This is a genomic window from Brachybacterium subflavum (genome assembly GCF_009299795.1).
Classification (GTDB): Bacteria; Actinomycetota; Actinomycetes; order Actinomycetales; family Dermabacteraceae; genus Brachybacterium; species Brachybacterium subflavum.
In genome coordinates this window covers 275,220-302,214 of sequence record NZ_VIGP01000005.1, presented here as the reverse complement: position 1 = coordinate 302,214, position 26,995 = coordinate 275,220, and the positions used below count along the sequence as shown (strand labels likewise).

Below are 26,995 nucleotides of genomic sequence, written 5' to 3'. Positions count from 1 at the left end.
CGGGTTTCCGCAGCCCGCCCGCCGCGGGGAATGTGACCGCGGTTACTCTGGGTGAAGGTCGTCAGGGATCGATCAGGGATCGGCACGGAGCGCCCGATCGTGCCGACGCACGAGCAGGCGGCATCTCGGGCGCGCGGTGTCGGACGTCGCCAGCGTGGCGCGGACATGCCGGTCCCGGCGTCGGACGACCATGCCGCGCCCGGGCCCGGGCCCGGGGACGAGGGGGTGAGGGGCCATGGTCGGCAGGCGGCGACCCGCGTCCGGCCGCACCCCCGTGCGCCTCGCCGCAGCCGCCTCGATCGCGTTCCTGCTGGCTCTCGCCGGATGCTCGGTCCCCGAACCCGCCGACTGGACGTACCACCACTCGAACCTGCTGCGCCCGGCCGATGACCTGCGCACGATCGGCGACGCGTGGCGCGAGAGCCTCGCCGAGGGGAAGGCCAGAGCGAACGTCCCCTCCGATGCCGGCTGCTATCTCCACCTCGAGGGCGGTGCGGTCCAGGACGACGTGGTCTGCGGCCCCACGCGCCTCGCCGGCCACAGCGCTACCCTCTGGCAGCAGGCACCGATCACGTCGTTCTACCAGCAGGGCGGCAAGGTCGCGCTGACCCTCGGAGGGGACGGCAGCTTCCGCGACGTCGACCCGCGCAGCGTCGGCGAGCTGCGTGCGGCCGACGGCTCGCAGCCCGACCTCACGATCACCATCGGCCCGCCGAAGGGCACCGAGCTCGCTCCCGGGGAAGCCGTCGAGGTGCCCGCCCGCCCGCAGACGGCCGACGACGGCTCGACCTACGGCGGCTGCATGCTCACCGGCAGCGCCCTGTGCACCATCGACACCGCGGGCGACGGCGGCCGCCGCATCCTCCAGCTCGCCGGCCGCGAGATCTTCGTCGTCTTCCAGGACGCGGGCGACGCCGGCTACGCGGCCGAGCCCTACGATCCCGCGCCCGGAACTCGCCTCATGGCGATCACGATCATCAACACCCGGGTGAAGGACCCGCAGGGCAGGGACGGTGACGACGAGGCGACGAGCGGCGGCTCGGGTGCGCCCGCCGGCGGCGGGGCAGCCGGGGGCGGGTCCGACGGATCCCGCCGGACCTCGACGGATCTCGCCAGCCTCCTGCCGGTGGGCACCGACGGCGCACTGGGCGGCGCAGAGGAGGGCACGCTCACCGCCTCCCTCGCCGTGGGCGACGAGAAGGCCCGGGGCCTCGGCGACCTTCCGGAGGCCACGGCGAGCGCCGAGCAGGTGTTCGACCGTCTCAGCAGCGACGCCCCGCCCGCACCCGACGACGACCATCCCGCAGGCACGACCGTCCGCCTGGTGGCCGTGCCCGAGGGCGAGCCTGCCGTGGTCACGGTCTCCGACGGGACGTACGCGGCGGCCTTCCGCAGCGACGAGCCCCGGTCCTCGACCACCGTTCCCGCGACCCAGCAGGACTTCTTCCCGATCATCGACCCGTACGCCGACACGCTTCCCAGCGGACTGACCCTCGGGGTCGACGGCACTCTCGACCTCGGCGGACGCACCACGCACGACACCGTGCCCGTCGAGTTCCGGGCCACCGCCTCCTTCCTCGCGAGCGACGAGGACGACGAGGTGCTGGGCACCGACGACCACGGCAGTCCCCAGCCCGTCGCCTTCCGGCCCGAGGGTGCGGCGCGCGCCGACTACGTGCCCCGCATCGAGATCCGCGATGCGGAGCTCATGATGGGGAAGAGGGCCCTCCCGCTCGAGGCCTCGGCGGATGACGAGACCGGGAGCGAGGCGAGCGCGACGGGCACGGCCGATGTCGGCGGCCTCGACGCCCCCGATCCCGCCGCCCCCGTCGACCCTGTTGACCCGGACGACGAGGACTCCGAGCACTCGGAGGTCAGGCTGCGGGCCCACGTCGTGCTGCACCTCGATCTCGCCGACGACCAGGACGGCGCACTGCCGTCCGACCAGCCGAAGCACCTGCAGTGGACGCAGGACCTCGACGAGTCGACCGGAGTCTTCGGCGCCCCCGGGTACGCGAGCGTCGTCGGCTGGTGAGGACCGGTGACGGCCGGGGACGGCCGGGGACGGCGCGTGACGGCAGGGGACGTCTCGTGACGGCCGGTGGCGGTGGGCATGGCGGGCACGGGTGCCGGCTCCCGGTCGCCGCGCGGGGAACATCCGGCGAACACTTCGCCACGTGGGCCCGCTCGGCATCGTCGTGCGCGGCGAACCCGCACAGGATGAGGGCATGGATTCCGTCATGGAGCGCACATCCTTCGCCCGCCCCAGCGCAGCTGCCCGCCCCAGCGCGGCCCCCGGCCCCAGCACTGCTTCCACGCCCGGCCCATCTCCCCGCCCCGCCGTCATCGGCCATCGCGGCGCCCCCGCCGGTGCGCCCGAGAACACTTTGGCCTCCTTCGCCCGCGCCGTCCGCGACGGGGCCGACGCCCTCGAGTGCGACGTCCACCTGAGCGCCGACGGCCACCTGGTCGTCATGCACGACGACAGCATCGACCGCACCGCCTCCCCGCACGGACCCCTGTGCGGCGGCGACATCGCCGACCTCACCCGCGCCCAGCTGGACACCGTCGACCTGGGAGGCGGCGAGCGCATCCCCTCGCTCGACGACTACCTCGACGTGTGCGAGGGCGGCGCCGGACGGCCCGTCGGTGCGATCGTCGAGGTCAAGGCCCCGGCCGCGGCGCGCGCGACCGCCCTCGCCCTGCGCGAGCGCTTCGGACCGCAGCCGATGCCCCTGCCCGACGGGGCCCCGCCTGCCGTGGTCATTTCCTTCCACCCCGACGCGCTGCGCACCGTGCGCGAAACGGCCCCGGAGGTCCCGATCGGCCTGCTCGCCGCGGGTGTGGACGACGAGGTGATGGCCGTCCTCGCCGAGCTGCGGGCCGAGCGCGTGAGCGTCTGGATCCAGACCCTCGAGGACGGCGACGCCGACCGCGCGTGGTCCGCGAGCGGCGCGAGCCTGCACGTGTGGACCGTGAACACGCCCGAGCACCTCGACGCGGCGCTCGCCGTCCGCGTCGCCTCGATCGCGACCGACGACCCCGGCTGGGTCGTCCGCGAGCGCGACCGCCGGGCACGGACCCCCGGCGCGCTGCCGGTCGCCTGACCCGGCGCACAGCGCCCCGTCGGCCGACCTCGCGCCCGGCGCACAGAGCCCCGTCGGCCGACCCGTCCCGCCCCCGCAGCCCCGCCCCGTGCCGCGGTGCGCGGTGGTGGACCACGTGTGTGTGCGGGTCTGCGGACCATTCACGCGCGCGAAAGGTCCGCAGACCCGCACAGAGCGGGAGGTCGCCCGCCCCTCGCGCTCCGCGCGCTCAGCTCCCGCTGGGCACCTTGTCGGAGACGGCGAACTCGCGCACCTGCACCCACTTCCCGCCGGGGTTCTTCCCGGTCACGCGCACGCGCACGTGGGAGGCGCGCACGGCCGACCCGAGCTCCTTCGTGAACACCGGATCGCCGGTCAGGGCGCCGATCTTCGACCAGTCCTCGCCGTCGGCCGAGCTCTCGACGACGCCCTCGTAGACCTGGTCGCCGGCCGTCTCGTCGGACGTCGCCATCTTCAGCTGCACGAATCGCAGATCGGCCGGGGTCGTCAGCTCGAGGGTGATCGTGTCGTCCTTCTTCGGCGCCCGCGAGGACCAGAACATCGTGGACTCGTCGCCGTCGACCATGAGCGCGGGGGCGTAGTCCTTGTACTGGTCCAGGGTCGTGCTCGCCGTGGTGGGCAGGCCGGCGAAGGGCAGCGAAGGATCGTCGGGCAGCACGTCGCGCAGCTGTGCCCAGGCCCAGGCGATGAACACTTCGAACACGCCGTCGCCGACGCTCGGGGTGATCTGGTCCTCCTTGTACACGCCGTCCTCGCGCTGGTCGGGGACGGTCGCGGCGGTCGCCGCCCGGAAGCTGGCCTTCGCGCTCGCCGCGGCTTTCGAGGCCTTCTTCAGCGCGCCGTCCTCGAGGGCCGTGAGCATGCGGTCGTGCTCCTTCAGGCCCTGCGCCCACTGCGAGGCCGCGACCATCCAGGGCTTGGTGTCGTCCACGAAGCCCTGGGAGGCCATCGCCTCGAGGGTCCGCGGCAGCGTCGTGATCTGGTTCAGACGGGTGCGCAGGTCCGCGCGGCCGTCCTGCGCGCCGTCCTCGTAGGCCGCCTGGTACGGCTCGACGTCGGCCGAGAGCGCGGGAGCCTTCGGGGAGCCGTCGCGGTAGGGCCAGTTCACGTTGAGGTCGACGAAGACGTCGAGCGCCCGCCGCACCTGGCGATCGGAGCCCGCGAGCTCGTCGAGCGCGGAGGCGAAGGAGTCCTCGGCGTCGTAGGCGGGCGGGTTCCAGCAGTAGTCCGCGTAGTTCGCGAGAGCGGGCAGCGAGGCGTACGGCTCGATCATCGGGTTCGAGGTGAAGCCGTCGAAGTGCTCGTGCAGGGTCTCGTCCCGGCCCTCGAGGGGGTTCAGGAAGATGCGGTCGCGGCGTCCGTCGTTGACCGGGAAGTTGTCCCACATGTACAGGTGCTCGGAGTGGTAGGACTCCTCGGCCTTGGCCGCGGAATCCGCCGTGACCTGCGGGGAGAACACGCCCTCGCCGGTCCACTGCACGCGGATGTCGGGGTCGATGCCGGTTCCGAAGGCGGTCTTGTAGTCCGAGGGGTCCGAGCCCCAGTACTCCGTGGGGACCGTCTGCAGGGGCTCGAGGTCGTTGGCCTTCACGTACTCGTCCTGCAGACGGTTCAGGTAGTGCGCCTGCGCGGCGGCGAGCGAGTCGAACTGGGCGGCGTCTTCGTCGTTCAGGTCTGTGGGGATGTCGTCGAGGGCGATGTAGAAGCTGGTCACGCCCAGATCTCGCACCTGGTCGAACTTCTTCACGGTCGCCGCGAAGTCCTCGTCGCTGCCGTAGGTGATGTCGTTGCCGGGGGAGAGGGCGTAGGTGAAGTGCACGTGGTTCTTCGTGGCGGTCTCCACGAGCTCCGCCATGTCCGTGAGCGCCTTCCCCTCGTACAGATCCCGCCACTTGGAGCGCAGCAGCAGGTCGTCCTTGGGCGTGTAGATGTAGGTGTTCAGCTTGTGGCGGCCGTAGAAGGGGAAGTGGTCCAACCGTGCCCGGTGCGACCACGGGATGCCGTAGAAGCCCTCGATGGATCCGCGGATCGGCATCAGCGGCCAGTCGCGCACCTCGACCTGGCGCAGGCGGCTCGTGCCCGCGAGCAGCTGGCGCAGCGTCTGCACGGCGTAGAAGGCGCCGGCGGCGTCGCGGCCCGCGAGCACCACGAGCACGCCCTTCGAGCGTCCGGCCGCCAGCACGTACCCCTCGGCCTCGAGGTCGTCGGCCCCCTTCGCGCCGAGCGCCTTGAGGTTCGGGGCGATCGTCGGGTTGTCCGCGGAGGTGCCCAGGTGGATGCGGGTGCCCTGCGCCGTGGTCTTCTCGCTGGTGGCGGTGATGAGCGAGATCGTCGCGCCCGCGTCCTCGAGCACCTCGCGCAGGGCGGAGAGCGCGGCGGCGTCGGTGCCCTTGCCGACGATCACGCTGACCTTCCCCGCGAGCTGCACGCTCCCGTCGAGCACGGTGACCTTCTGGGGGACGGGGTGGACGGGAGGGAGATCCTCCGCGGGAGACGCGGGGGCTGGGGCGCCGTCGGCGGCGCCGCCGGTGGCGGTCCCTGCGGCGAGGGCTGGTGCGGCGGCCGACGCGGCGACGACCCCGCCGCCGACCGCCGCCGCGAGCCCGAGCGCCCGACGACGGGTGACGTCGGCACGGGCCGCCGCGCCGCGCGGGGTGCTGGCGGGGCGGGACGAGCCGGTGGAGTCGGTGGTGCCGGGGTCGCTGGTGAGACGGGCGGGACGCCCATCGGGAGTCAAAGGATTCACAGCACGGCCTTCCGGGGTGGGGTGGCATGGGGGCGGGGCGGCGTCGGCCCGGCGGGCTGCCGGGCGGACAGGAGTGGGCGGGAACGAGAGGGGACGTCTGGTCAGGATCTGTGCCGGATCACGGCCGATCGGGCACGGAACCCGACCGAAGCGGCCCTCTCGTGGGTCCGGGGGAGGGGGAGAGGGTCTCGTCGACCCGCTCGGATCCTCGATGCACGCGGTCGCACCCGGGGCCGCGGTGACCCACGGCACATCCGCCTTGGCACCCTAACAAGATCTCGCGCCGCCTTCGAGGGTGTCCCGGCGCGCTCGTGCGGGAAGTCAGCTCCGCCGAAGCCGCTGGGTGAGGTCTCCACCCCATGTGCGCGTCGAGGCCTCACCCAGCGACGTCGACGAACATCTCCGCTCCCCGGACGCGCATCCCCTGGACCTGTCTGCCCGTCGCCTGACCCGTCGGCACACCTGCCGTGCCGCCCGCCCCTCGGAATACGCACCCCCGCCGCGCGCGTTCGCAATGGACATGAAGGCCATCACTTACAGCGCGTACGGAGACCCCGATGTCCTCGAGGTGAGCGAGGTCGACACCCCCAAGGTCGGGCCCGGCGAGGTGCGCCTCGCCGTCCGCGCGGCGGGCGTGAACCCGGTGGACTGGAAGATCGTCGCCGGCGGCCTCGATCCGCTCATGAACATCCAGTTCCCCGCGATCCCGGGCTGGGACGTCGCGGGCGTCGTAGAGGCCGTGGGGCTCGATGTCACCGAGGTCGTCGAGGGCGATGAGGTCATGGCCTACGGCCGCAAGGACTGGGTCGAGCAGGGCTCCTTCGCCGAGCAGATGACGGTGCCCGTGCGCACCCTCGCCCGCAAGCCCGCGGCGCTCGACTGGGAGCAGGCGGCCGCACTGCCCCTCGCCGGCCTCACCGCCTACCAGTCCCTCACCCGCATGGGCGTCGCCGAGGGCACGACCGTGCTGGTCCACGGCGCGAACGGCGGCGTCGGCAGCTTCGCCGTCCAGATCGCCGTGGCCCTCGGCGCGCGCGTCATCGGCACTGCCTCCGAGCGCAACCACGAGCGCCTGCGCTCTCTGGGCGCCGAGCCCGTGACCTATGGCGACGGCCTCGCGGACCGCGTGCGCGAGCTCGCGCCCGACGGCGTGGACGTCGTGGTCGACTACGTGGGCGGGGTCCTGGAGGACACCCTCGCCGTGCTCGCAGACGGCGGGCGCCACGCCTCGATCGCCGACCCCGAGGTCGCCGCGTCCGGCGGCACCTACATGTGGGTGCGACCCGACGCCGAGGACCTCGCCGTCCTCGCGGACATGGTCGACACCGGCAAGCTGCGCGTCGACGTCGCCGACTCCTTCCCGCTCGAGCGGGCGGCCGACGCCTTCCGCGCCAACATGGAGGGCCACACCGGCGGCAAGATCGTGGTCCGCGTCGGCGAGTGAGCGTGCGCGACACGAACACGAGGCAGGGCGCGGGAAGGGGAGTGCGCTGATGAGCGAGCCGACGGTCCCGATCACCCTGCACCGCGGCGACATCACGACGGACGGCGAGGTCGACGCGATCGTCAACGCCGCGAACTCGACGCTGCTGGGCGGCGGCGGGGTCGACGGCGCGATCCACCACGCCGCCGGCCCCGGGCTGCTCGCCGAGTGCCGCACGCTCGGTGGCTGCGGGACCGGCGACGCGAAGATCACCGGCGGCTACGACCTGCCCGCCGCGCACGTGATCCACACCGTCGGCCCCGTCTGGTCGGCGCGGGCCGACGAGGCCGGCCGACAGGAGAAGGACGACCAGCTCGCCTCGTGCTATCGGCGCAGCCTCGAGGTCGCCCGGGAGAACGGCCTGGCCAGAATCGCTTTCCCTTCGATCTCGACTGGCGTCTACCGCTTCCCCGTGGAGCGCGCCGCCCGGATCGCGATCCGCACGGTGCGCGAGACGGCGGCCGCACTCGGCGGCGTCGAGGAGATCCGCGTCTGGCTCTTCGACGATGCGACGTTCACGGCGTATCGAGACGCGCTCGAGAAGTCATGGCGAGCCTGATCGAGGTCGGCTGAGACGCTCCCGCGGCCGCGCGGGAGTCGGGGAGCGTCACTCCGTCTGCTGCTCGCCCGTCTTCGGCTCACCCTTCTTCTTCTCGCCGGTGGACCAGAAGTACAGCAGCTCGGAGTCGTTGAGGAGCCGGTCGCCGATGGCCCGCTCCTGGTAGATCGCGGGATTGTGCGAGGACAGGGTGCGGGCGTTGCGCCAGTGGCGGTCCAACGCGCGGCCGCGCGAGGTCGCGGAGGCCCCGCCCACCTCGAACAGCTGGGTGGTCACCGCGAGCACGTTCTCGACGGCGGTGAGCTGGGCCTGCACGGTGCGCAGCTCGGCGGCGTCGATGAGTGCGAGCGAGCGCTCGCAGCCGGTCGTCCCGTCGCGGTGATCGCGGATCACCGCGTCCTGCGCGGCACCGAGGGCGCGGGCGGCCGCGAGCACGGAGTCCTCCGCGGCGGCGAGCTTCGCCGAGAGTCGGCCGACGACGGCCTGGACGAGCGGGTCCTCGGCCGCCGTGGCGCCGCTGCCCTGGGAGTAGACGCGGGTGCGCGAGCGCACGAAGTCGACGCCGTCGCGCAGCGCCGCGCGTCCCACGCCCACGAGCGAGGACAACAGCACGAGCTGCAGGAACGCGGTCTGCGGGGTCGGGCGGCCGTCCGCGCTCGCGCCCCGGATCCGCACCCGGGAGGCGGGCACCCGGACCTCGTCCAGGAGGGTGCTGCCGCTGCCGGTGAGCTGCTGGCCGAAGCCGTCCCAGTCGTCGCGCACCTGGACGCCGGGGTCCTCGCGCCGCACGGTCACGCGGGCGCGGAGGCCGTCCGGCGTCTGCGCGGTGACGTTGATCCAGTCCGCGAAGATCGAGCCGGTCGAATAGGCCTTCTCGCCGCTGATCAGGAAGTCCTCGCCGTCGGGGGTGACGGTCGTGGCGAGGTCCCCGACCCGGGCGGTGGAGCGCTCATGGCTGGCGTTGCCGAAGACGGCGCCGCCGGCGAGCAGGCGCTGCCAGACGCTCGGGTCCTCCTCCTCGTCGCCCAGCAGCAGGCCGTTGGCGAAGGCGAAGTGGGCCCGCAGCAGCTGCGGGAGGTTCGAGTCGGCCTCCCCGAGGTCGATGAGCAGGCGGAACAGGGTCTCGACGTCGGCACCGGCACCGCCGTGCTCGCTCGGCACGGTGATCGCGGTGAAGCCCGCGTCCGCGAGCGCGCGGACCTCGTCGAAGGGCAGGCGGCGCTCGCGCTCGCGCTCGACCGCGCCGGCCGCGATCTCGGCGAGGACGGGCGCGAAGCGGGCGCGCAGGTCCTCCGCGGTCGGACGGCTGCCGATCGGATGGGCATCGCTGGCAGAGGCGCCGCTCGGAGTGGCGTCCGTCGGACGGGCGTCGGCCGGGCCGGCGTCGCTCGGGCGGGCGCCGGCCAGGCCGGAGGAGGTGATCGTGGTGCTCATGCGGTCTCCTGGAGGGTCGGGTGCGGGAGCGCGGCGACGAGCTCCCGGGTGTAGTCGTGCTGGGGGTGGAAGAAGACGTCGTCGGCGGTGCCCTGCTCCACCACGCGGCCGGCCTGCATGACGAGCACGCGATCGGACACGTGGTGGACGACGCCCAGGTCGTGGGAGATGAACAGGTGGGCCGTGCCGAGGGCCTCCTGCAGGTCGCCGAGGAGGTCGAGGACCTGCGCCTGGATGGACACGTCGAGCGCGGAGACCGGCTCGTCGAGCACCAGGACCTCCGGCGAGGTGGCCAGCGCACGCGCGATCGCGACGCGCTGGCGCTGCCCGCCGGAGAGGGACAGGGGGTGGCGGCGGGCGTGCGCCGCGGTGAGGCCGACGGCCTCGAGCAGCTCCCGGACGCGCCGGGCGCGGGCCTCGCTGCGGGCGGGTCCGCCGGTCTCCGCGGGGATCGCGTCGGCGATGGTGCGGCCGACGTCCCAGCGCGGGTCGAAGGAGCCCAGCGGATCCTGGGGCACCACGGAGATGCGGCGCCGACGGTCACGGCGGCGTTTTCGCTCGCGAAGCCCCGACCAGGCCTTCCCGTCGAGCAGCACGCGCCCCGCGCTCGGCTCGGCGAGGGCCAGGGCGATGCGCGCCGTCGTCGACTTGCCGGACCCGGACTCGCCCACGATCCCCAGGGTCTCGCCCGCCGCGAGCGCGAACGAGACGTCGTCCACGACGGTCCGCTCGCGGCCGTCGGGCCCGCGGAAGCGCTTGGAGATGCCCTCGACCTGCAGCACCGGCCCGTCGGCCGACGAGCCGGCCGCGCCCGACGAGCCGGCCGCGCCCGCCGCGCCCGCTGCGCCCGCCGTGCCCGCTGCGTCGGCCGCGTCCGACGAACCGGCGCCCCTGTGCCGCGCGCCGAGCGTCTCGCGGTCCCGCGCCGAGAGCTCGAGCGGCGGCGCATCCGAGAGCCGCGATCCGCGGGAGCGGGCGGAGGGGACCGCCGCGAGCAGGCGGCGCGTGTACGGATCGGCGGGGCGGGAGAGGACCTGGGACGTGGGCCCCTGCTCGACGACGCGGCCGTCCTTCATCACCAGCACCTCGTCGGCCAGGCGCTCGACGACGGCGAGGTCGTGGCTGATCAGGATGATCGCGCGGCCCGCGGCCAGGTTCGCCTCGAGCAGCGAGAGGATCTGCGCCTGCACCGTGACGTCGAGAGCGGTGGTCGGCTCGTCGGCGATCAGCACCTCGGGGTCCAGGGCGAGCGCTGCGGCGATCAGGGCGCGCTGGCGCAGCCCGCCGGAGAGCTCGCTGGGCAGCTGGCGCGCGCGCAGCTCGGGCTCGGGGACGCCGGCGGCCGCGAGCAGCTCGTGCACGCGGCGCTCCCGCTCGCGCCGCGGCACGCCGTGGACGCGCAGGGGCTCGGCGATCTCCGCGCCCACGCGGCGCAGCGGATCCAGGGACACCAGGGCGTCCTGCAGCACGTAGCCGAGGCGCCGGCCGCGCAGGGCGCGCAGCTGGGCGTCCGTGGCCCGCAGCAGATCGGTGCCCGCGACCTCGAGCCGCTCGGCGCGCACCTCCGCGCGCTCGCCGTTCAGCCCCAGCAGGCTGCGGGCGGTCACCGACTTCCCGGAGCCGGACTCGCCCACGATCCCCAGGCAGCTGCCCGGACGCAGCGTGAGCGAGACGTCGTGCACGACCTCGTTCGCGTCGAAGGCGACCGAGAGGTTCTGGGCGTTGATCAGGGCGTTCATCGGGAGGCTCCGGAGTCGGCGGCGCGCTGCAGGTGACGGCCCAGCACGGTGAGGGACAGGGTGAAGGCGACGATCGTGATGCCGGGGAAGAAGTCCATCCACCAGGCCTGCTGGATGTACGTGCGGCCCGCGTTGAGCATCGCGCCCCACTCGGCGGTGGGCGGCTGCACGCCCATGCCCAGGAAGCCCAGCGCCGCGGCCCACACGATCGCCTGCCCCACCCCGAGGGTCACGAGCACGGTGAGCGGGCGGAAGGCGTTGGGCAGGATCGTGCGCCAGAGGATCCGGGCCGAGGAGTGGCCGAGCGCGCGAGCGGACTCGACGTAGAGCGAGCCCTTCACGGCCAGGACCTGGCCGCGCACCATGCGGGCGTAGCCGGGCATCGTCGCGACGCCCACGGCGACCATCTGCGTGGCCGCGCTGCTGCCGTAGACGGCGATGAGGATGAGCGCGAGCAGGATCCCGGGGAAGGCGTAGAGCACCTCGATCACGCGGGTCACCGAGGCATCGGCCCAGCGCCCGCCGAGTCCGCCCAGCAGCCCCAGGGTGATCGCCCCGAGCAGGCCGATCGCGGTCGCGCCGAGGCCGATCGCGAGCGACTGCCCGGCGCCGTGGACCACGCGGGAGAACACGTCGCGACCGGACTGGTCGGTGCCGAAGACGTGCGCGGCGCTGGGCGCGTCGAAGCTCTCGCCGAGGCTGATCTCCAGCGGATCCTGCGGGGCGAGCAGCCCCGGAGCGATCGCCGCGAGCAGCACCAGGGCGACGACCACGGCCGCGAGCCAGAAGCTCACGCTGCGCAGGGCGGTCGCGGGGCGGGTCCGTCGGGCGCGGGGCCGGGATGCGGCCGACGGCGCGGCGGTCTCGGGCGCGGTGGCGAGCGCGGTCATGAGGCGCCTCCGATCGAGGTGCGCAGCCGCGGGTCCACGGCCACGGCGGCGAGGTCGGTGAGGATGTTCGCGAGCACGTAGACCAGGGCGACCACGAAGGTCACCCCGATCACGAGCGGGAGGTCCTGCGAGGTCACGGCCGTCACCAGCACCTGGCCGATGCCCTGGCGGGAGAAGATCACCTCGACCACGACCGCCCCGGAGATCAGCGATCCGAGCCCCCAGCCCGAGAGCGCGATCCCCGGCAGGGCGGCGTGGCGCAGGATGTGCCGCCACCGGACGTCGCGCAGCCGGGTGCCGCGCGCGAGGGCGGAGAGCACGAAGGGCTGGCGGGAGGCGGCGTCGAACTCGTCGCGCGTGACCTGGGCGAGGAAGCCGCCGAGCGGCACGCCCAGGGTGAGCGCGGGCAGCACCAGACCCGCGGGGCCGTCATCGATCACGGGCAGCCAGTGCAGGGTCACCGCGAACACGACCAGCAGCACCACGCCGAGCCAGAAGTGGGGGAGGGCGGCGAGGACGACCTCGAGGCCCGAGCCGATGCGCGCGGCGAGACCCGGACGGGCGGCCGTGAGCAGGGTGCTGCCGATCGCGATCGCCCAGGCGATCGCGAGGGAGGCGCCGGTCAGCTGCAGGGTCGGCACGATCTGCTCGGCGATGATGCGGGCCACCGGCTCCTTCATCGTGTACGAGCTGCCGAGGTCCCCGCGCACGAGCCCGCCCAGGAAGTCGGCGTACTGGACGAGCAGGGGCTGGTCGAAGCCGTACTGCGCGCGCACCGCGGCGACGGTCTCCGGCGGCGGGTTCGCCGAGGCCCCGCCCAGGATCGCCAGCGCAGGATCGCCCGGCACCAGGTGCTGCAGGAAGAACACGATGGTCGCGACGGCCCACAGCAGGACGAGGGCGGAGAGGATCCGCAGCGCGATCCGCCCGGGCAGGGAGGCGCGCAGGCGGGCGAGGAGCGCGGGTCGCGGCGCGGCGGGCCCGGGGCCGCCCGGCGCGGACGGCTCGTCGGAGCCGACGGGGGCTGCCTGCGGCGCGCGGGCGGCGGACGTGGTCTCGGCGGTCATCTCAGGCTCCGTCCCGGATCAGGTAGGCGTCGTGCAGCACGGGCTCGCCCTCGCTGGGCTCGATCCAGATGTCCGCCACCTGGTCGGACCTCGTCGCCAGGCGCGTCTGGACGGGATAGAGCGGCAGGTGCCAGGCCTGGGACGTGAGGATGTCCTGGGCCGTGGAGTAGAGCTGCTGCTGCTTCTCCGGGTCGGTGGTGCCGGCGGCCCGGACGAGGGTCCGATCGAGCTCGTCGTCGTAGTCGCGCGCCACGTTCTGCCCGTTGTCGATGTCGAGGGTCTCCTGGGAGAACTTGATGTACATGACGCCGGGCGTGGGGCTGTTCCAGTAGCGGCCCTGCAGGTCGTAGGCGGCGGGGTCGGTCTTGATCGCGGTCATCGACGCCGCGTCCTTCGGCTGCAGGACCACCTTGACCCCGACCCGCTTCTCCATCGCCTGGAAGTTCTGGAAGATCGTGAGGTCCGCCGGGGGCGTCTCCCCAGGATCCGAGTTATAGGGCAGGCGCAGGGTGAGGGTCTTCCCGTCCTTCGTCCGGTAGCCGTCTGCGTCGCGGCCCGTCCAGCCCGCCTCGTCCAGGAGCTTCGCGGCCTTGTCGGGGTCGTAGGGGAAGGGCTCGTGGTAACTCTCGTCGTAGTCGGGGGTGCCGCTGGACAGGGCGTTGCCCTCGTAGGGGAAGACGCCCGCGTAGGCGCTCTCGACGATCCCGGGGGCGTCGGCCGCATGCACGATCGCCCGGCGCACGCGCACATCGGACAGCTGCGGGCTGTCGGTGTTGAAGTCCAGCGCGAAGGGGACGCCGGAGTGCACGAAGTCGTCGGTGTCGATGCGCGAGTCCGCGCTCGCCGCGGGCACGGACTCGGGCGGCAGGTTGAAGATGGCCTGCGCCTTCCCGGACTGCAGGGCGCCGAAGCGGGCGGTGTTGTCCTTGAGGAAGCGCCAGGTGACCTTCTCGAGGTAGGCGGGGCCCTGGTGCTTCGCGTCGGCCGGAGCGGAGTCGTAGTCGTCGTTGCGCACCAGCACGACCTCCTGGTTCCGCTTCCACTCGGCGACCTCGAAGGGGCCGGTGCCGACGGGCGCCGCGCAGTTCGCCTCCAGGCCGCGGGCCATCGCCTTGGGGGACTCGATGCCGAAGAACGCCTGCGAGAGCACGGTCAGCAGCGGCGAATAGGGGCGCTTGAGGGTCACGCGCACGGTGTGCTCGGAGACCGCGGTGGCCTTCTCGAAGTACGGCGAGAGGTACAGCAGGTCGGTCGAGGACTGCGTGTCCGGGTCCATGATCTGCTCGAAGTTCGCGACCACCGCGTCCGCGTCCAGCGGCTCCCCGTCCGTGAACTCCACGCCCTTCTTCAGGTGGAAGTCGTAGGTCAGACCGTCCTCGGACACGTCCCAGGACTGCGCGAGCCAGGGCACGACGGTGCCGTCGGCCTTCATCGAGACCAGCGAGTCGAGGTACTGGCGGGCGATGTAGGTCTGCGGCATGTCTCCGCTGTTGTGCGGGTCCAGGCAGGTGGGCTCGCGGTCGGTGGCGTAGACGAGGTCGCCGCCCTCCTTCGTGCCCGTGGGCAGGGAGGCGGAGGGGTCGGCGGTCCCGCAGCCGGCGAGCACCGCGAGGACGGCGGCCGCGGCGACGGCGGCGAGGGCGGGGCGGGGTCGCATGGGCGGCTCCTGGTGTGCGGGGCGGGATGTGCTGGGGCGAGGCGGAGGCGGGGCACGGGATCGGCGTCGGATCCGGTCGGACCCGCCCGACCCTAAGCAGGAGTGATGGACCACCAAAGGTTTATGACGGCCTGCGGCCCCGGACGTCGCCCGCGTGCCCGGCGCGGCGCCGACGGATGCATCCGCCGTCACGCGCCGTCACACGGGATGCGCCCGCGCGACCCGGCGGCGGAGAGTGCAGGGCGTCGAGCCCCACCCGCACCCGCTGATCACCCAGGACGGTCCATGTCGCCCAAACCGCTCATCCTCAACCTGTTCGAGATGAACTGCGTCGGCCACATCACGCACGGCCTGTGGCGCCTGCCCGGGAACAACCGGCACCGCTACACCGAGCTGGACTACTGGACGGAGCTCGCGCGGATCGCCGAGGACGGCGGGTTCACCGCGATCTTCCTGGCCGACGTCCAGGGCGCCTATGACGTCTACGGCGGCTCCGCCGAGACCGCGCTGCGCGAGGGCCTGCAGATCCCCAGCAACGACCCGATGCTCGTGGTCCCGGCGATGGCCGCGGTCACCGAGCGCCTGGGCTTCGGCATCACGTTCTCCACGAGCTACGAGCCGCCCTTCGCCTTCGCGCGGCGCATGTCCACGCTCGACCACCTCACCGGCGGCCGCGTGGGCTGGAACATCGTCACCTCCTACCTGCCCAACGCCGCCCGCAACTTCGGCCTCTCCGAGGAGATCGAGCACGACCACCGCTACGAGATCGCCGACGAGTACCTCGAGGTCCTCTACAAGCTGTGGGAGGGCTCCTGGGACGACGGGGCCGTGGTGCGTGACGCCGAGGGCGCGGTGTACACCGACCCCGCGAAGGTGCACCGGATCGACCACGAGGGCGCGAACTTCCGCGTCGCCGGCCCGCACCTGGCAGAGCCGTCCCCGCAGCGCACGCCCACGCTGATCCTCGCGACCGCGTCTCCCGCAGGGGCGAAGCGCGCGGGCGAGCACGCCGAGATCGTCTTCACCCACGGTCCGCTGCTCGAGCGCACCGTGCCCGCCGTGCGCGAGGCCGCCGTGGCGGCCGGGCGCGAGGCCACGGACCCGAAGTTCGTGGTCCAGGCGGCTGTGATCACCGCGCCCACGCAGGAGGAGGTCGACGAGAAGCTCGCCCGGTACAAGGCTCACCGCTCGACCGAGGGCATGCTCGTCCACCAGTCCGTGCCCATCCGCGCCCTCGACCACCCGCGCGAGCGCACCATCGCCGAGGCCCTCGAGATCGAGGGCCTCCCCGCCGACACCCCTGTCGGCCGCAAGGGGGCGCACGAGACCGTCGGCGACCTGCTCGACGCCGTCGACGAGGCCTGGCAGGACCGCTTCTTCGTGGCCGGGACCCCCGAGGTCGTGGCCGACACGATCGAGCACTGGCTCGACGTCGAGGGCATCGACGGCATCAACCTGCGCCAGTACCACTCCTTCGATACCGTGCGGGACTTCGCCGAGCTGGTCTCGCCGATCCTGCGCGAGCGCGGGCGTCTGCCGCAGCGCGAGGGAACGCTGCGCGGGCGGCTGTCGGGCACCGACCGGCTGCCGGACTCGCATCCCGCGGCCCGGTTCCGCGGCGCCTTCGAGGGCGTCGGGGTCTGAGGCCTCGGGGCGAGGGGTCCAGGCGCCGGGCGGCGGCGTGGTCGACGAACGGCGGCGCGGTCGGCGGGCCTAGACTCGACCAGGTGACGCAGACCCCGGCCCCGCTCACCCAGGACCCTCTCGCCTCCCTCGTCGCCGTGCTCGGCGCGAGCGATGCGGACGGCGAGGCGCCGCCGGCGGTCGCCTGGGGGCCCTTCGCCCAGAAGTTCCTGCGGGCCGACGAGACGGTGCTGCTCGTGCACGGCGGGCGGGGCTGACAGCGCGATGAGCCCGTCTTCGATCGAGCAGGGCTACCCCGCATCCGGTCGGTCCGGGGCTCGTGGCCCCCGTGCACGCCGATACGACCCGGACCGCCGCGACCGCATCATCGACGCGTGCCTGGACGTGATCGCCGAGCACGGGCTGGCGGGCACCTCGCACCGTCGCGTCGCCGCTGCGGCCGACGTCCCCCTCGGCTCGATGACCTACCACTTCAGCGGTATGGACGAACTTCTCCGCGAGGCCTTCACGCGCTTCGCCGACTCCGTCGCCCGGAAGGCCGAGCGGCGCATGGCCGCGGCCGAGGACCTCGACGACGCGCTCGCCGAGTTCAGCCGGAACATCGACGAGGACGTCCTGGCCACGCAGCGCGACCTGATCCTCACCCTCGAGCTCTACACGCTCGCCGCGCGCAGGCCCGAGTTCCGCGACATCACCACCACCTGGATGACGCGCACCCGCGCGACCCTCGAGCCCTTCGTCGACCCGCGCACCGGGCAGATCCTCGACGCCATGAACGAGGGGCTCACGATCCACCGCGCCCTGCACGCGGACCCCACGAGCGAAGGCCTCGCGGCCGACGCCCTCGCCCGGATCGCGCGCGGGACCGACGAGGACTGAGAGCCGGTGGGGTGGACCTCCCTGAGCGTCGGTGGAACAGGCGGTCGAGGCGATGAACGACGTACCGCACGAGCGGTTCCAGCGGGAACGGGGAGGAGCTGACAGCGCAATGGGCAGTGTGGACGAGTCAGAACCTCGGTATCGGATGAACCTCGTGAGAGACGAGTTCGGGCGGAGACGGGAAGCTGGTCTGGACGAAGGGGAAGCGCTGCAGGCGACAGCCGTGGACCTCGGCTTCAGCCTCGGTGACTGCGCGTCCGCGGTCGGGCTCGAAGACCTCGTGGAGGCGATGGGGGACACGTGGGAGATCGCGGATGAGGAGGGCGGTCCCACCCGGCTTCGGCGACCAGGGCGCCTTCCACGAGACAGCTGACGAGCGTCGTCCCAGTCAGACTCGTCGGCCTTGCAGCGCCCCGGCCGCGACGATGACGGCGAGCCCCGCGACCGGCACCACAAGCAGGCCAGCCCGCAGCGACGCCGCATCGGCGATGAGCCCCACCACCGGCGGCGAGGCGAGGAAGCCGAGGCGCATCAGCCAGGAGACCACGGTCAGCCCGGTGCCGTGGCGCAGTCCGGGCAGCTCGTCGGCGTGCCCCATGGCAGCCGGGACCAGCGTCGCGCAGCCCAGGCCCGCCGCGGCGAAGCCGAGGATGACGGCGGGGACCGTGGCGATCGCGAGGGCGGCGCCCATGCCAATGGCGATGAGGAGCCCACCCGTGCGGGCGACGGTCCGCTGGCCGAAGCGGTCGACCAGGCGGTCGCCGACGAGGCGGCCGACGAACTGCGCCCCGACCAGCGCGATGTACCCGTAGGCGGCGACCGCCGCGCTCGCGCCCAGGTCCCGGCCCAGGAACAGCGCGGCCCACGAGTTGCCCGAGTCCTCGACGACGGTGCCGCCGATCGCGAGCACCACCAGCGCCGCGAGCAGCAGCAGGGTGCGGGTGGAGACGTGGGCGGCGGCCGACGGGCCCGCGCCGGACGAGGCTGTGCCGGGCGCCGCGTGCTCGGGCTCCGCGTGCTCGGTCCCCGCCTCCGGGACGGAGGCCGGCGCAGAGTCCGGCGCCTGCGCGCCCTCGTCCTTCCCCGGCAGGCAGAAGCGCAGCGCGACCAGCGAGATCGCGGCGAAGAGCACGGCCGAGACCGTCAGGTGGATCCCGAGAGGCACGCGGAGAGCGATCGCGGCGGCCGCCATCGAGCCGCCCAGCACCGCTCCGATCGACCACACCGCATGGAACGAGTTGAGGATCGAGCGGCGGTAGGCGCGCTGCACGCGCAGCCCGTGGGCGTTCTGGGCGACGTCCGTGATCGCGTCGCACGCGCCCGCGAGGCCCAGCGCGAGCGCGAACATTGCGGCCGACGGCGCGGCCGAGACCATCAGCAGCGCGAGCGCCGTCAGCACCGTGCCGATGGTCGCCGCACGGGCCGATCCGAGGCGCCGGATCGCGGGCGCCGCCGCGAGCCCGGCAAGGATCGCGCCGGTGGGGAATGCGGCGATGGCCAGCCCGTACGTGGAGTTCACGAGCCCCAAACCCTGCTTGATCTCGGGGTAGCGGGGGAGCACGTTGGCGAGCAGGGCGCCGTTGGTGAGGAACAGCGCCGCCACCGCCCAGCGAGCGCGGCGGAGTCGGGCCGGGGGCGCCGCGGCCCGGGCCGGTCGAAGAGCGGTCATGCGTACGACTGTACGCTCCGCGGGAACGCGCGCGCGAGGGTCCCGCGAGGGGTCGCGAGAACGCGCGCGAGGAGAAGGCGTGGAGAGGGGGACACCGCGACCGCCGGCCGGCCATGCGGCCCCGTCGGCCCCTCGTCCCGTCCCGCAGGACGATCGTCCCGTGACGTGAGACGTCATGGCTCGTAGTGTGTCCCCAGCGCCCCACCTGTTGATGGCCCGGGCACCCCTGTGTGCCCTCACCTGCCCCGAGCGAAAGGACCGCGATGCTCGATTCGACCCTGCAGGAGACCTACGACGCTGTACTGCGTCGCAACCCGGGAGAGCCGGAGTTCCACCAGGCCGTGCGCGAGGTGTTCTCGTCTCTGGAGGTCATCCAGGACCGCCACCCCGAGTACACGGACCAGGGCATCATCACCCGCCTGTGCGAGCCGGAGCGCCAGATCATCTTCCGTGTCCCGTGGGTCGATGACCAGGGCACCGTCCAGGTCAACCGCGGCTTCCGCGTCGAGTACAACTCGGCGCTCGGCCCGTACAAGGGCGGCCTGCGCTTCCACCCCTCGGTGAACGTGGGCATCGTGAAGTTCCTCGGCTTCGAGCAGATCTTCAAGAACTCCCTGACCGGCCTGCCCATCGGCGGCGGCAAGGGAGGCTCCGACTTCGACCCGCACGGCCGGTCCGACGGCGAGGTCATGCGCTTCTGCCAGTCCTTCATGACGGAGCTGCACCGCCACATCGGCGAGTACACCGACGTCCCCGCCGGTGATATCGGCGTGGGCGCCCGCGAGATCGGCTACCTGTTCGGCCAGTACAAGCGCCTGACCAACAAGTACGAGGCCGGCACCCTGACCGGCAAGGGCCTGGACTGGGGCGGCTCGCTCGTGCGCAAGGAGGCCACCGGCTACGGCGCGGCCATCTTCGCCGACGAGATGCTCAAGGCCCGCGGCGAGTCCTTCGACGGCCGCAAGGTCGCGATCTCCGGCTCCGGCAACGTCGCGATCTACGCGGCGGAGAAGACCGCCCAGCTGGGCGGCATCGCCGTGACCGCCTCGGACTCCTCCGGCTATGTCGTGGACGAGGACGGCCTGGACCTCGAGCTGCTCAAGCAGATCAAGGAGGTCGAGCGCGGCCGCATCGCCGAGTACGCCGATCGCCGCGGCGGCCGCTCCCGCTTCGTCGAGGGCGGCAGCGTGTGGGACGTCCCCGTGGACATCGCCCTGCCCAGCGCCACCCAGAACGAGCTCGACGCCGACGCCGCCCGCACCCTCGTCAAGAACGGGGTCAAGGCGGTCTCCGAGGGCGCGAACATGCCCTGCACCCCCGACGCCGTCGAGGTGTTCCGCGAGGCGGGCATCGCCTACGGTCCCGGCAAGGCCGCGAATGCCGGCGGCGTCGCGACCAGCGCTCTGGAGATGCAGCAGAACGCCTCGCGCGACGCCTGGTCCTTCGACTACACCGAGGGCCGTCTCACCGACATCATGGTCGGCATCCACCGCACCTGCCTCGAGACGGCCGAGGAGTACGGCCGCCCCGGCGACTACGTGGTGGGCGCGAACGTCGCCGGCTTCCGCAAGGTCGCCGACGCGATGATCGCCTTCGGCGTCATCTGATCCGCAGCGCGGCCGGCGCAGGGGGACCTGCGCCGGCCACCCCGGCGGCTCCGGTGGTGCCGACCGCCGCGGCCGTCGAGAGGTACGAAACGGTTGCCAAGATCGATCTTGGCAACCGTTTCGTACCTCTCGAGCTGTCTCCGGCTGTCTCGGGCTGATTCGTTCGCCGGTCAGTCGGCGCCGAGGCGGGCACGGAGGGTGTCGCGCAGGATCGGCAGCGCCGTGGCGTAGGGGCCGTGGGCGGCGGCGGTGGGCGCGGGCGCATCGGCAGTCCCGTCGGCCCCGTCGTGGGCGGCCCCGCTCCGATCCGCCCCGCCCCGATCTGCGTCGCCGCGATCGGTGACCCGCCCCGCGACGTGCAGCAGCATCGCGGTCTTCTCGTAGATCTCCCACGCATCCCGACGGGCGCGCAGGCCAGCAGCGTCGAGCGTCGGTGCGGGGAGCGGCGGCGCCTGGCCCTCGAGACGCGGCAGCTCGGACGCACCGTCGAGCCGTGCGCGCGCGTGCAGGTAGCTGCCCACGAAGGCCTCGATGTCCTCCTCGGTGAGCGGCACGTACCAGGGGCCGCCGTGCACAGCGCCTCCGATGATCGCGAGGTCCCGCGCCGGATCGTCGCCCATCGCCCACTCGAAGTCGATGAAGCGGGGGACCTGCGCGTCCCACACGATGTTCGTCGCGCACAGGTCGCCGTGGCTGAGCACGAATCCCTCGAGGCCGGCGAAGGCGGCGTCGGCCTCCCGCAGTCGCCGCGCGGCGGAGCGCAGCACGCCCGGGCCGCCGATCCTCGCGAGGACCGCCCCATCCACCGACTCGGTGTCGGCCTCGAAGAGCTCGAGGAGCGAGAGGCGAACCGGCTCCATGCGGCCCCACGGATCGGCTCCGAGCGACACCGGACCGCGCCCCGGCGTGGCCACCCGATGCAGCTGGGCGAGACGATCGGCGTGGGCCATGAGGTGGCCGCGGGACCACCGCGGCGGCACGAGGATCCGACCGGGCACGGGCGTCGTCACCAGATACGGGGCTCCGAGGGGGCTCGACTCCGCGTCGTCGTGCAGGGCGAGGGGCTCGGGGCCGACGCCGGGCGGCAGCTGGGTGAGGGCGGCGAGCTCGTCGGCCAGGGGGTGGGCAGGGGTGTGCCAGGGGATCCGCACCAGCAGCGCGGTGCCGTCCTCCGCGCTCAGGCGCCAGGCGGCGAAGGTTTCGCCCGTGCCCAGCAGCTCGACCTGCGCGGGGCCTCCCAGTCCGGCGAGCCGGGAGTGCTTGGACTGGCCCGGAAGGCGCCGTGCATGATCTGCGTCCCGCAGGGGGAGCAGCAGGGTCTCCTCATGCCACGCGCGCCGGATCCGCTCGCCCATCTCCGGCGAGGCGGCCGCTGGAGGAGTGGGCGCCGCGGCGGCCCCGGCGGCGGAGGACGTGCTGGCCATCGTGCCCTCCTCGACAGTGCTGCCCCGTGACCTGGTCCTCCCGATCCTAGTCCGCAGCGCTCGCGGCTCCGGAGTCGTCCGGGACCGCACCGCGGTCGGGGTGGGGGACGAGAGAGGCGGGGCGGGGCGCATGGAGTACGGCTCCCGCAATAGCGCGCGATCGTGGAGACCTCCATGGACGTGACAGTGCTCGGAGCCGCGGCACCACCACCCGCCCCGACCTCGCCGCGGCGATGGTCGCCGAGCTCGGCGACGACGCCCACGTCCACCAGGCGGTGGCGCCGACGACCGATCGACCCTCACCGGGGTCCTCGCCCGACTCGAGGCCGCCGGCTGGATCCTGCGCGAGCGGGACGCGGACGACGGGCGCTGCCGGAGGTGCTGCGGGCGCTGGTCGGCGGACACTCGTCGGCGGGCGCGAGAGCTGAAGCGTGAGATGCCGGGTGCGGACCGGCGCCTCACACCCCGCCCGTGCGTCCGTAGCGCGCACCGGCCGCACGCAGCGCATCGAGCACCGCGAGGTCCTCGGCGCCGAGGCGCACGTCGAGGGCTCCGAGATTCTCGTCGATCCGATGGGGCCTGCTGGTGCCGGGGATCGGCACCACGTCCTCACCGCGCGCGAGCACCCAGGCGATCGCGATCTGCGCACGAGTCGCGTCGTGGGCCTCGGCGATCTCCCGGATCCTTTCGACGATCCCGGCGTTGTGCTCCCGGTTCTTCGGCGACCAGCGCGGCAGGACGCGCCGGAAGTCCAGCAGCCCGGGCCGCATCGCGGCGGCGTCCCCGGAGAGCATGCCGCGGCTGATGGGGGAGTAGGGCACCACCGTCACGCCCAGCTCGCGGGCGACGGGCAGAGCGTCGGCCTCGATGTCCCGCGTGAGGATCGACCACTCGGTCTCGAGCGCCGCGATCGGATGTGTCGCGTGCGCCCGGCGCAGATCGGCGCCGCTCGCCTCGCTGAGCCCGATCTCGCGGACCAGTCCGCGTTCGACGAGCTGAGCCATCGCCCCCACCGACTCCTCGATCGGGACCTTCGGGTCCACGCGGTGCAGGTAGTAGAGGTCGATGCGGTCGGTGCCGAGGTTCTTCAGGGAGCGCTCGGCGCGTGCCCGGATGTGCTCAGGCCGGCCGCTGAGGCCACGCGGCAGCCCGATGCCCGGCACCGTGAGGATCCCGGCCTTGGTGGCGAGCACGGCGTCGTCGCGGCGCCCGGTGATCGCGCGGCCGACGAGCTTCTCGTTGCGGCCGTTCGCGTACATGTCGGCCGTGTCCAGCAGGGAGACCCCGCGATCCAGCGCATGGCGGATCGTGGCGACGCCCTGCTCCGTGTCGCGCCGGCCGTAGGCCATGGTCATCCCCATGCAGCCCAGGCCCATGCGGGGCACGATGAGCGATCCGATGCGGGCGGCAGGCAGGGGGCTGTGCACGACCCCGTCGGTCAGGCGGTCGGGCGTGGTGTCCTCGGGCAGGGTGGTCATCTCTCGTCTCCGATCAGGTGGTCGGTCTTGTGCTCGGCGACCGCGAGCGCGATCTGCAGTCGGGCGATCTGGAGCCGCACCTGCGCGGCGTGATGCTCCAGCAGGTCCCGGGCGGCAGTGCGCGGTGCCTCGTCGAGTCCTCGCGCAGTGGTGCCGCACGGGTCGTCGGGGGCGTCGGACAGCAGCTCCCGCAGCCGCGCGATGTCCTTGACCGCCATGCCCGAGAGCCGCATCCCGTGCACGAACAGCAGGTCGCCCAGGGCGGCGCGGTCGAAGACCCGGTGGCCGTTCTCGCGACGGCCCACACGCAGGAGGCCGGCGTCCTCGTAGTAGCGGATGGTGGTGGGCAGGATCCCGAACATCGCGGCGGCCTCGCCGATCGTGAGGTCGCCCGAGGTCGGGAGCTCGAGCGCGTGCTGCTCGACCTCCTGGCTGGTGGGTGGCGGGCGTCGGCCGGCCGCGATGTCCTCGGCCATGCGCTCGATCAGTGCGTCGTGCTCGTCCATGCCGGCAGGCTAGGAGTTCCAGTGCGCTGGAGGTCAATGCCGCGTGTCCGGATCACCTGGTGAAGCCGCCCCCTTGAGCCTCAGATGCGAACCGTTCTCAGAACATGCTACGGTCCTGCGCATGACTCACTCAGGAACCATTCTCACCAAGCGGCGACGATGGGGGCTTCTCGTCGCCTCCGTCTCCGCCTCGATGCTCGCCCTCTCCGGATGTGGGGGCGGAGGCGGGGACTCCGCCGCCTCCGACGGCGAGGACCCGAAGAAGTCCTCGGCCCAGGCGGCCTCGGACCGCACCGAGGTCGGCGCGCTCACTCCGCGCATCGTCCTCGCCCACGAGGGCGGCGTGACCACGCTCGACTCCTCGAGCGGCGAGGTCATTGACGAGACCCCGGTCGAGGGGTACGTGCGGCTGAACCCCGCCGGCGACGGGCGCAGCGTCATGGTCAGCGCCGGATCCTCGATCACCGCCTACGACACCGGGCTCATCGCCCAGGCCCACGGCGACCACTTCCACTACTACACGCAGGACCCGTCCCTGCTGCCTGACGTCACCATCCCCGCCGAGGAGCCGGGCCACGTCGTCCCCCACGGCGACCGCACCGCGACCTTCGCCGACGGCACCGGCGCGATCACCGTCTTCGACTCCACCGCCCTCGCGGACGGTCAGCTGAAGACCGTCGCCGAGACGCAGACGGACGCCCCGCACCACGGCGTCGCCGTGCCGCTGTCCGACGGGTCGCTGCTGCACACCGTCGGCACCGAGGACGAGCGCCACACCGTGGTCGTCGAGGACGCGGACGGCAAGGTCACGGCGAAGACGGAGGACTGCCCCGGTGTCCACGGCGAGGCCGCCGCGGAGGCGACCGAGGGCGGCGACGTCGTGACCCTCGGCTGCGAGAACGGGCCCGTCATGTTCAAGGACGGGAAGTTCCAGAAGATCGACGTGAAGGAGGACTTCCAGCGCTCGGGCAACCAGCAGGGCCACGAGGACTCCCCGATCGTCCTCACCGACTACAAGGTCGAGGAGGACCCCGAGGGCGGCATCGAGCGCCCCACGAAGGTGGGCCTGCTGGACACGCGCGACGGCTCCTTCGACACCGTCGACCTGGGCTCGGAGTACTGGTTCCGCTCGCTGGACCGCGGACCCGACGGCGAGGCGCTCGTCCTCACGGCCGACGGCGAGCTGAACATCCTCGATCCGGAGAGCGGCAAGGTCCTGCACGAGACGAAGGTCGCCCAGGAGTGGACCGAGCCCGACCAGTGGCAGGAGGCCGGTCCGATGCTCTCGGTCGCCGACGGCACCGCCTTCGTCGCCGACTCGAAGAACAAGAAGCTCACCCTCGTCGACATCGACACCGGCAAGGCCTACCAGGAGATCGACCTGCCGGAGGTCCCGCACGAGATGCAGGTGACCACGGGCACCGCCTCGGGCGAGTACGAGGTCTCCCCGGGCGCCGATGACCACGAGAACGAGGGTCACGACCACGAGGGCCATGACCACGAGGGCGAGGACCACGCGGAGGACGAGGCCGCCTGAGCCTCCGGTCGTAGAGTGGTCGGCGCCCGGACCGGGCGCCGACCACCAGAGAGGCGAGACCCGATGACCCAGCTGCGCGATCGTCTGCGGAAGCTCCCCGCGTTCCCGTCCGACCTGCCCGTCCTCGACCCGGAGACCGTCCCGCAGGACCCGGAGGCGCTGTTCCTCGAATGGCTCGAGGAGGCGATCGCGAGCGGCGCCCGGCAGCCGCACGCGATGACGTTCACGACGATCGACGAGGCGGGTTTCCCCGTCGGCCGCACCCTGATCCTCAAGGACATCGAGGACGGCGGCTACCAGGTCTCCACGCACCGCACCTCCCGCAAGGGCCTCCAGCTCGAGGAGGATGCGAAGGCCTCGATGATCTTCTTCTGGCGCGAGTCCGGGCGGCAGGTGCGGATCACCGGCACGGTCGTCGCGCTCGACGAGGAGACCTCGCAGGCCGATTGGGCCTCGCGCCCCTCCTTCACCGGGGAGCCGAACCCCGAGTGGCAGGTGTACGCCCTGGTGCCGAGCGCGTTCGAGTTCATGCAGGCCCGCGAGGACCGTCAGCACACGCGCATCGAGTACACGGTCGATGCGGGCACCTGGACGCACGGGCCCGTGCCGACGCCCGCCGGCTGAGAACCCCCATCGATCCCCAGGAGTCCTCGCGTGACGAACCTGAACCCGCCGCGGCGGCCGCGGACCTACAGTGGCGTCATGGACATCGCTGTTCTCGGGGCCACTGGAACCATCGGCACTCTCATCTCCGACCGCATCGAAGCGGCCGGTCATGAGGTCAGACGCCTCAGCCGCCGCGCGGGCGTGAACACGGAGACCGGCGAGGGGCTCGATACTGCCCTCGACGGGGCCGACGTGGTCGTGGACGCCGTGAACATCGACAGCATCCGCGCCTCGCGCGCCGTGCCGTTCTTCGCCCGCAGCGCCAAGAACATCGCCGAGGCAGCCAAGAAGGGCGGCGTCGGCCGCGTCGTCTGCGTCTCGATCGCGGGCGTCACCAAGCCCGGCGCCGGCAAGCGCTTCGGCTACTACCGCGGCAAGAGCGCGCAGGAGCGCGGCTACCGCGCGGCGCCGATCCCGATCACCGTGATCCGCTCCGCCCAGTGGTTCGACCTCGCCGAGTCGATGCTCGCGCAGGCGAGCCTGGGCCCGGTCGCGGTGCTGCCGACGATGCGCATCGCGCCGCTCGCCGTCGAGCGCGCGGCCGACCACATCGCCCACGAGATCATCGAGACCGGCCGCGGCACCGTCCCCGAGGTCGTCCCCGGCCAGAACGCCCGCTTCGCGACCGCCTACGGCGAGGACCCCACCAACCGGATCGTGCGGATGCGCGGCCCGGAGGTCATGACCTCCGCCGACCTCGTGCGCACGACGCTCGAGGCGCGCGGGAGCCTCGCCGGACGCTCGCCGAGCATCGTGACGCAGCTGCCCTACCTGGGTCGTCCGCTCGCCGAGGGGTTGCTGATCCCCCGCTCGCGCAGCACCATCATCGACGACCTCACCCTCGGGCAGTGGCTCGCGCAGTCCGAGCCGGCCGCGCTCGCCGACGCGTCCGCCGCTCGCTGA

General features: G+C 73.0%; 21 protein-coding genes and 1 pseudogene. 12 read left to right on the top strand and 10 right to left on the bottom strand.

Features of this window, described 5'->3' with window-relative positions; all coding sequences use genetic code 11:
• Nucleotides 1-235: 235 nt before the first annotated feature.
• Both FHG10_RS13685 and FHG10_RS13680 read left to right on the top strand, forming a co-directional pair.
• Nucleotides 236-2,035, top strand: coding sequence for a hypothetical protein (locus FHG10_RS13685; protein ID WP_152353892.1), 1,800 nt, complete (start codon nucleotides 236-238; stop codon nucleotides 2,033-2,035).
• A 193-nt stretch (nucleotides 2,036-2,228) separates the two neighbouring features.
• The gene (locus tag FHG10_RS13680; protein ID WP_227488255.1) at nucleotides 2,229-3,107 is read left to right on the top strand and encodes a glycerophosphodiester phosphodiesterase; all 879 of its coding nucleotides are present in this window, start codon (nucleotides 2,229-2,231) and stop codon (nucleotides 3,105-3,107) included.
• A gap of 208 nt (nucleotides 3,108-3,315) precedes the next feature.
• Here the strand turns inward: FHG10_RS13680 and FHG10_RS13675 are convergent, their stop codons facing one another.
• Nucleotides 3,316-5,853, bottom strand: a complete 2,538-nt coding sequence (locus FHG10_RS13675; RefSeq protein WP_152353891.1) for a beta-N-acetylglucosaminidase domain-containing protein — start codon at nucleotides 5,851-5,853, stop codon at nucleotides 3,316-3,318.
• 520 nt (nucleotides 5,854-6,373) lie between these two features.
• On the opposite strand from FHG10_RS13675, the gene FHG10_RS13670 reads away from it, so the two are divergent.
• Together FHG10_RS13670 and FHG10_RS13665 are read left to right on the top strand one after the other, a co-directional pair.
• Nucleotides 6,374-7,297: an NADP-dependent oxidoreductase gene (locus FHG10_RS13670; RefSeq protein ID WP_152353890.1), complete on the top strand. Its 924-nt coding sequence runs from the start codon at nucleotides 6,374-6,376 to the stop codon at nucleotides 7,295-7,297.
• A 49-nt stretch (nucleotides 7,298-7,346) separates the two neighbouring features.
• Complete coding sequence (locus FHG10_RS13665) at nucleotides 7,347-7,895, top strand: O-acetyl-ADP-ribose deacetylase (RefSeq protein WP_152353889.1); 549 nt, start codon at nucleotides 7,347-7,349, stop codon at nucleotides 7,893-7,895.
• Between the two features lie 48 nt (nucleotides 7,896-7,943).
• Here the strand turns inward: FHG10_RS13665 and FHG10_RS13660 are convergent, their stop codons facing one another.
• Genes FHG10_RS13660 through FHG10_RS13640 form a run of 5 tightly spaced genes read right to left on the bottom strand, consistent with a single transcriptional unit; the run spans nucleotide 7,944 to nucleotide 14,682 of the window.
• On the bottom strand, nucleotides 7,944-9,329 hold the full coding sequence (locus FHG10_RS13660; protein WP_152353888.1) for an acyl-CoA dehydrogenase family protein: 1,386 nt from the start codon (nucleotides 9,327-9,329) through the stop codon (nucleotides 7,944-7,946).
• Nucleotides 9,326-11,068, bottom strand: coding sequence for a dipeptide ABC transporter ATP-binding protein (locus FHG10_RS13655; protein WP_152353887.1), 1,743 nt, complete (start codon nucleotides 11,066-11,068; stop codon nucleotides 9,326-9,328). Before FHG10_RS13655 ends, FHG10_RS13660 begins: the two co-directional genes overlap by 4 nt.
• On the bottom strand, nucleotides 11,065-11,958 hold the full coding sequence (locus tag FHG10_RS13650; RefSeq protein WP_152353886.1) for an ABC transporter permease: 894 nt from the start codon (nucleotides 11,956-11,958) through the stop codon (nucleotides 11,065-11,067). The genes FHG10_RS13655 and FHG10_RS13650 overlap by 4 nt, the downstream gene beginning before the upstream one ends.
• Nucleotides 11,955-13,025: an ABC transporter permease gene (locus FHG10_RS13645; protein WP_152353885.1), complete on the bottom strand. Its 1,071-nt coding sequence runs from the start codon at nucleotides 13,023-13,025 to the stop codon at nucleotides 11,955-11,957. The genes FHG10_RS13650 and FHG10_RS13645 overlap by 4 nt, the downstream gene beginning before the upstream one ends.
• A 1-nt stretch (nucleotide 13,026) precedes the next feature.
• Nucleotides 13,027-14,682: an ABC transporter substrate-binding protein gene (locus FHG10_RS13640; RefSeq protein ID WP_152353884.1), complete on the bottom strand. Its 1,656-nt coding sequence runs from the start codon at nucleotides 14,680-14,682 to the stop codon at nucleotides 13,027-13,029.
• A 285-nt stretch (nucleotides 14,683-14,967) separates the two neighbouring features.
• Here FHG10_RS13640 and FHG10_RS13635 point away from each other — a divergent pair, with 285 nt between their 5' ends.
• From FHG10_RS13635 to FHG10_RS13630, 3 genes are all read left to right on the top strand, one after another.
• Nucleotides 14,968-16,326 (top strand): NtaA/DmoA family FMN-dependent monooxygenase, encoded by a 1,359-nt coding sequence (locus tag FHG10_RS13635; RefSeq protein WP_152353883.1) that lies wholly within the window; start codon nucleotides 14,968-14,970, stop codon nucleotides 16,324-16,326.
• An 83-nt stretch (nucleotides 16,327-16,409) separates the two neighbouring features.
• Nucleotides 16,410-16,583 carry a hypothetical protein gene (locus FHG10_RS18040; RefSeq protein WP_193636323.1) on the top strand — a complete coding sequence of 58 codons (174 nt, stop codon included), beginning with the start codon at nucleotides 16,410-16,412 and terminating at the stop codon, nucleotides 16,581-16,583.
• Between the two features lie 7 nt (nucleotides 16,584-16,590).
• Nucleotides 16,591-17,205 (top strand): TetR/AcrR family transcriptional regulator, encoded by a 615-nt coding sequence (locus FHG10_RS13630; RefSeq protein WP_152353882.1) that lies wholly within the window; start codon nucleotides 16,591-16,593, stop codon nucleotides 17,203-17,205.
• Between the two features lie 388 nt (nucleotides 17,206-17,593).
• Here FHG10_RS13630 and FHG10_RS13625 read toward each other — a convergent pair whose 3' ends face one another.
• Nucleotides 17,594-18,874 carry an MFS transporter gene (locus tag FHG10_RS13625; RefSeq protein WP_152353881.1) on the bottom strand — a complete coding sequence of 427 codons (1,281 nt, stop codon included), beginning with the start codon at nucleotides 18,872-18,874 and terminating at the stop codon, nucleotides 17,594-17,596.
• Between the two features lie 263 nt (nucleotides 18,875-19,137).
• On the opposite strand from FHG10_RS13625, the gene gdhA reads away from it, so the two are divergent.
• Complete coding sequence (gene gdhA / locus FHG10_RS13620; RefSeq protein WP_152353880.1) at nucleotides 19,138-20,481, top strand: NADP-specific glutamate dehydrogenase; 1,344 nt, start codon at nucleotides 19,138-19,140, stop codon at nucleotides 20,479-20,481.
• 170 nt (nucleotides 20,482-20,651) lie between these two features.
• On the opposite strand, the gene FHG10_RS13615 is transcribed toward gdhA, so the two are convergent.
• Complete coding sequence (locus tag FHG10_RS13615; RefSeq protein ID WP_193636322.1) at nucleotides 20,652-21,905, bottom strand: phosphotransferase family protein; 1,254 nt, start codon at nucleotides 21,903-21,905, stop codon at nucleotides 20,652-20,654.
• A gap of 298 nt (nucleotides 21,906-22,203) precedes the next feature.
• Here FHG10_RS13615 and FHG10_RS13610 point away from each other — a divergent pair.
• A pseudogene (locus FHG10_RS13610) lies at nucleotides 22,204-22,266 on the top strand (hypothetical protein); the annotation flags it as partial.
• A 97-nt stretch (nucleotides 22,267-22,363) separates the two neighbouring features.
• On the opposite strand, the gene FHG10_RS13605 reads toward FHG10_RS13610, so the two are convergent.
• Nucleotides 22,364-23,383: an aldo/keto reductase gene (locus FHG10_RS13605; protein WP_152353878.1), complete on the bottom strand. Its 1,020-nt coding sequence runs from the start codon at nucleotides 23,381-23,383 to the stop codon at nucleotides 22,364-22,366.
• A complete protein-coding gene (locus FHG10_RS13600; RefSeq protein WP_152353877.1) occupies nucleotides 23,380-23,889 on the bottom strand; it encodes a MerR family transcriptional regulator in 510 nt (169 codons plus the stop codon). The genes FHG10_RS13605 and FHG10_RS13600 overlap by 4 nt, the downstream gene beginning before the upstream one ends.
• A gap of 121 nt (nucleotides 23,890-24,010) precedes the next feature.
• Between FHG10_RS13600 and FHG10_RS13595 the strand changes: the two genes are divergently transcribed.
• The 3 genes from FHG10_RS13595 (at nucleotide 24,011) to FHG10_RS13585 (ending at nucleotide 26,995) form a co-directional block, all read left to right on the top strand.
• Nucleotides 24,011-25,426, top strand: a complete 1,416-nt coding sequence (locus FHG10_RS13595) for a PQQ-binding-like beta-propeller repeat protein (RefSeq protein ID WP_152353876.1) — start codon at nucleotides 24,011-24,013, stop codon at nucleotides 25,424-25,426.
• A gap of 63 nt (nucleotides 25,427-25,489) precedes the next feature.
• On the top strand, nucleotides 25,490-26,050 hold the full coding sequence (locus FHG10_RS13590) for a pyridoxine/pyridoxamine 5'-phosphate oxidase (protein WP_152353875.1): 561 nt from the start codon (nucleotides 25,490-25,492) through the stop codon (nucleotides 26,048-26,050).
• 78 nt (nucleotides 26,051-26,128) lie between these two features.
• Nucleotides 26,129-26,995 carry an SDR family oxidoreductase gene (locus tag FHG10_RS13585; RefSeq protein ID WP_152353874.1) on the top strand — a complete coding sequence of 289 codons (867 nt, stop codon included), beginning with the start codon at nucleotides 26,129-26,131 and terminating at the stop codon, nucleotides 26,993-26,995.

Excerpts from the sequence above, each read along its gene's own strand:
- FHG10_RS13685 (WP_152353892.1), top strand. The coding sequence starts at position 236 with ATGGTCGGCAGGCGGCGACCCGCGTCCGGCCGCACCCCCGTGCGCCTC.
- FHG10_RS13680 (WP_227488255.1), top strand. The coding sequence starts at position 2,229 with ATGGATTCCGTCATGGAGCGCACATCCTTCGCCCGCCCCAGCGCAGCT.
- FHG10_RS13670 (WP_152353890.1), top strand. The coding sequence starts at position 6,374 with ATGAAGGCCATCACTTACAGCGCGTACGGAGACCCCGATGTCCTCGAG.
- FHG10_RS13665 (WP_152353889.1), top strand. The coding sequence starts at position 7,347 with ATGAGCGAGCCGACGGTCCCGATCACCCTGCACCGCGGCGACATCACG.
- FHG10_RS13660 (WP_152353888.1), bottom strand. The coding sequence starts at position 9,329 with ATGAGCACCACGATCACCTCCTCCGGCCTGGCCGGCGCCCGCCCGAGC.
- FHG10_RS13655 (WP_152353887.1), bottom strand. The coding sequence starts at position 11,068 with ATGAACGCCCTGATCAACGCCCAGAACCTCTCGGTCGCCTTCGACGCG.
- FHG10_RS13650 (WP_152353886.1), bottom strand. The coding sequence starts at position 11,958 with ATGACCGCGCTCGCCACCGCGCCCGAGACCGCCGCGCCGTCGGCCGCA.
- FHG10_RS13645 (WP_152353885.1), bottom strand. The coding sequence starts at position 13,025 with ATGACCGCCGAGACCACGTCCGCCGCCCGCGCGCCGCAGGCAGCCCCC.
- FHG10_RS13640 (WP_152353884.1), bottom strand. The coding sequence starts at position 14,682 with ATGCGACCCCGCCCCGCCCTCGCCGCCGTCGCCGCGGCCGCCGTCCTC.
- FHG10_RS13635 (WP_152353883.1), top strand. The coding sequence starts at position 14,968 with ATGTCGCCCAAACCGCTCATCCTCAACCTGTTCGAGATGAACTGCGTC.
- FHG10_RS13630 (WP_152353882.1), top strand. The coding sequence starts at position 16,591 with ATGAGCCCGTCTTCGATCGAGCAGGGCTACCCCGCATCCGGTCGGTCC.
- FHG10_RS13625 (WP_152353881.1), bottom strand. The coding sequence starts at position 18,874 with ATGACCGCTCTTCGACCGGCCCGGGCCGCGGCGCCCCCGGCCCGACTC.
- gdhA (WP_152353880.1), top strand. The coding sequence starts at position 19,138 with ATGCTCGATTCGACCCTGCAGGAGACCTACGACGCTGTACTGCGTCGC.
- FHG10_RS13615 (WP_193636322.1), bottom strand. The coding sequence starts at position 21,905 with ATGGCCAGCACGTCCTCCGCCGCCGGGGCCGCCGCGGCGCCCACTCCT.
- FHG10_RS13605 (WP_152353878.1), bottom strand. The coding sequence starts at position 23,383 with ATGACCACCCTGCCCGAGGACACCACGCCCGACCGCCTGACCGACGGG.
- FHG10_RS13600 (WP_152353877.1), bottom strand. The coding sequence starts at position 23,889 with ATGGACGAGCACGACGCACTGATCGAGCGCATGGCCGAGGACATCGCG.
- FHG10_RS13595 (WP_152353876.1), top strand. The coding sequence starts at position 24,011 with ATGACTCACTCAGGAACCATTCTCACCAAGCGGCGACGATGGGGGCTT.
- FHG10_RS13590 (WP_152353875.1), top strand. The coding sequence starts at position 25,490 with ATGACCCAGCTGCGCGATCGTCTGCGGAAGCTCCCCGCGTTCCCGTCC.
- FHG10_RS13585 (WP_152353874.1), top strand. The coding sequence starts at position 26,129 with ATGGACATCGCTGTTCTCGGGGCCACTGGAACCATCGGCACTCTCATC.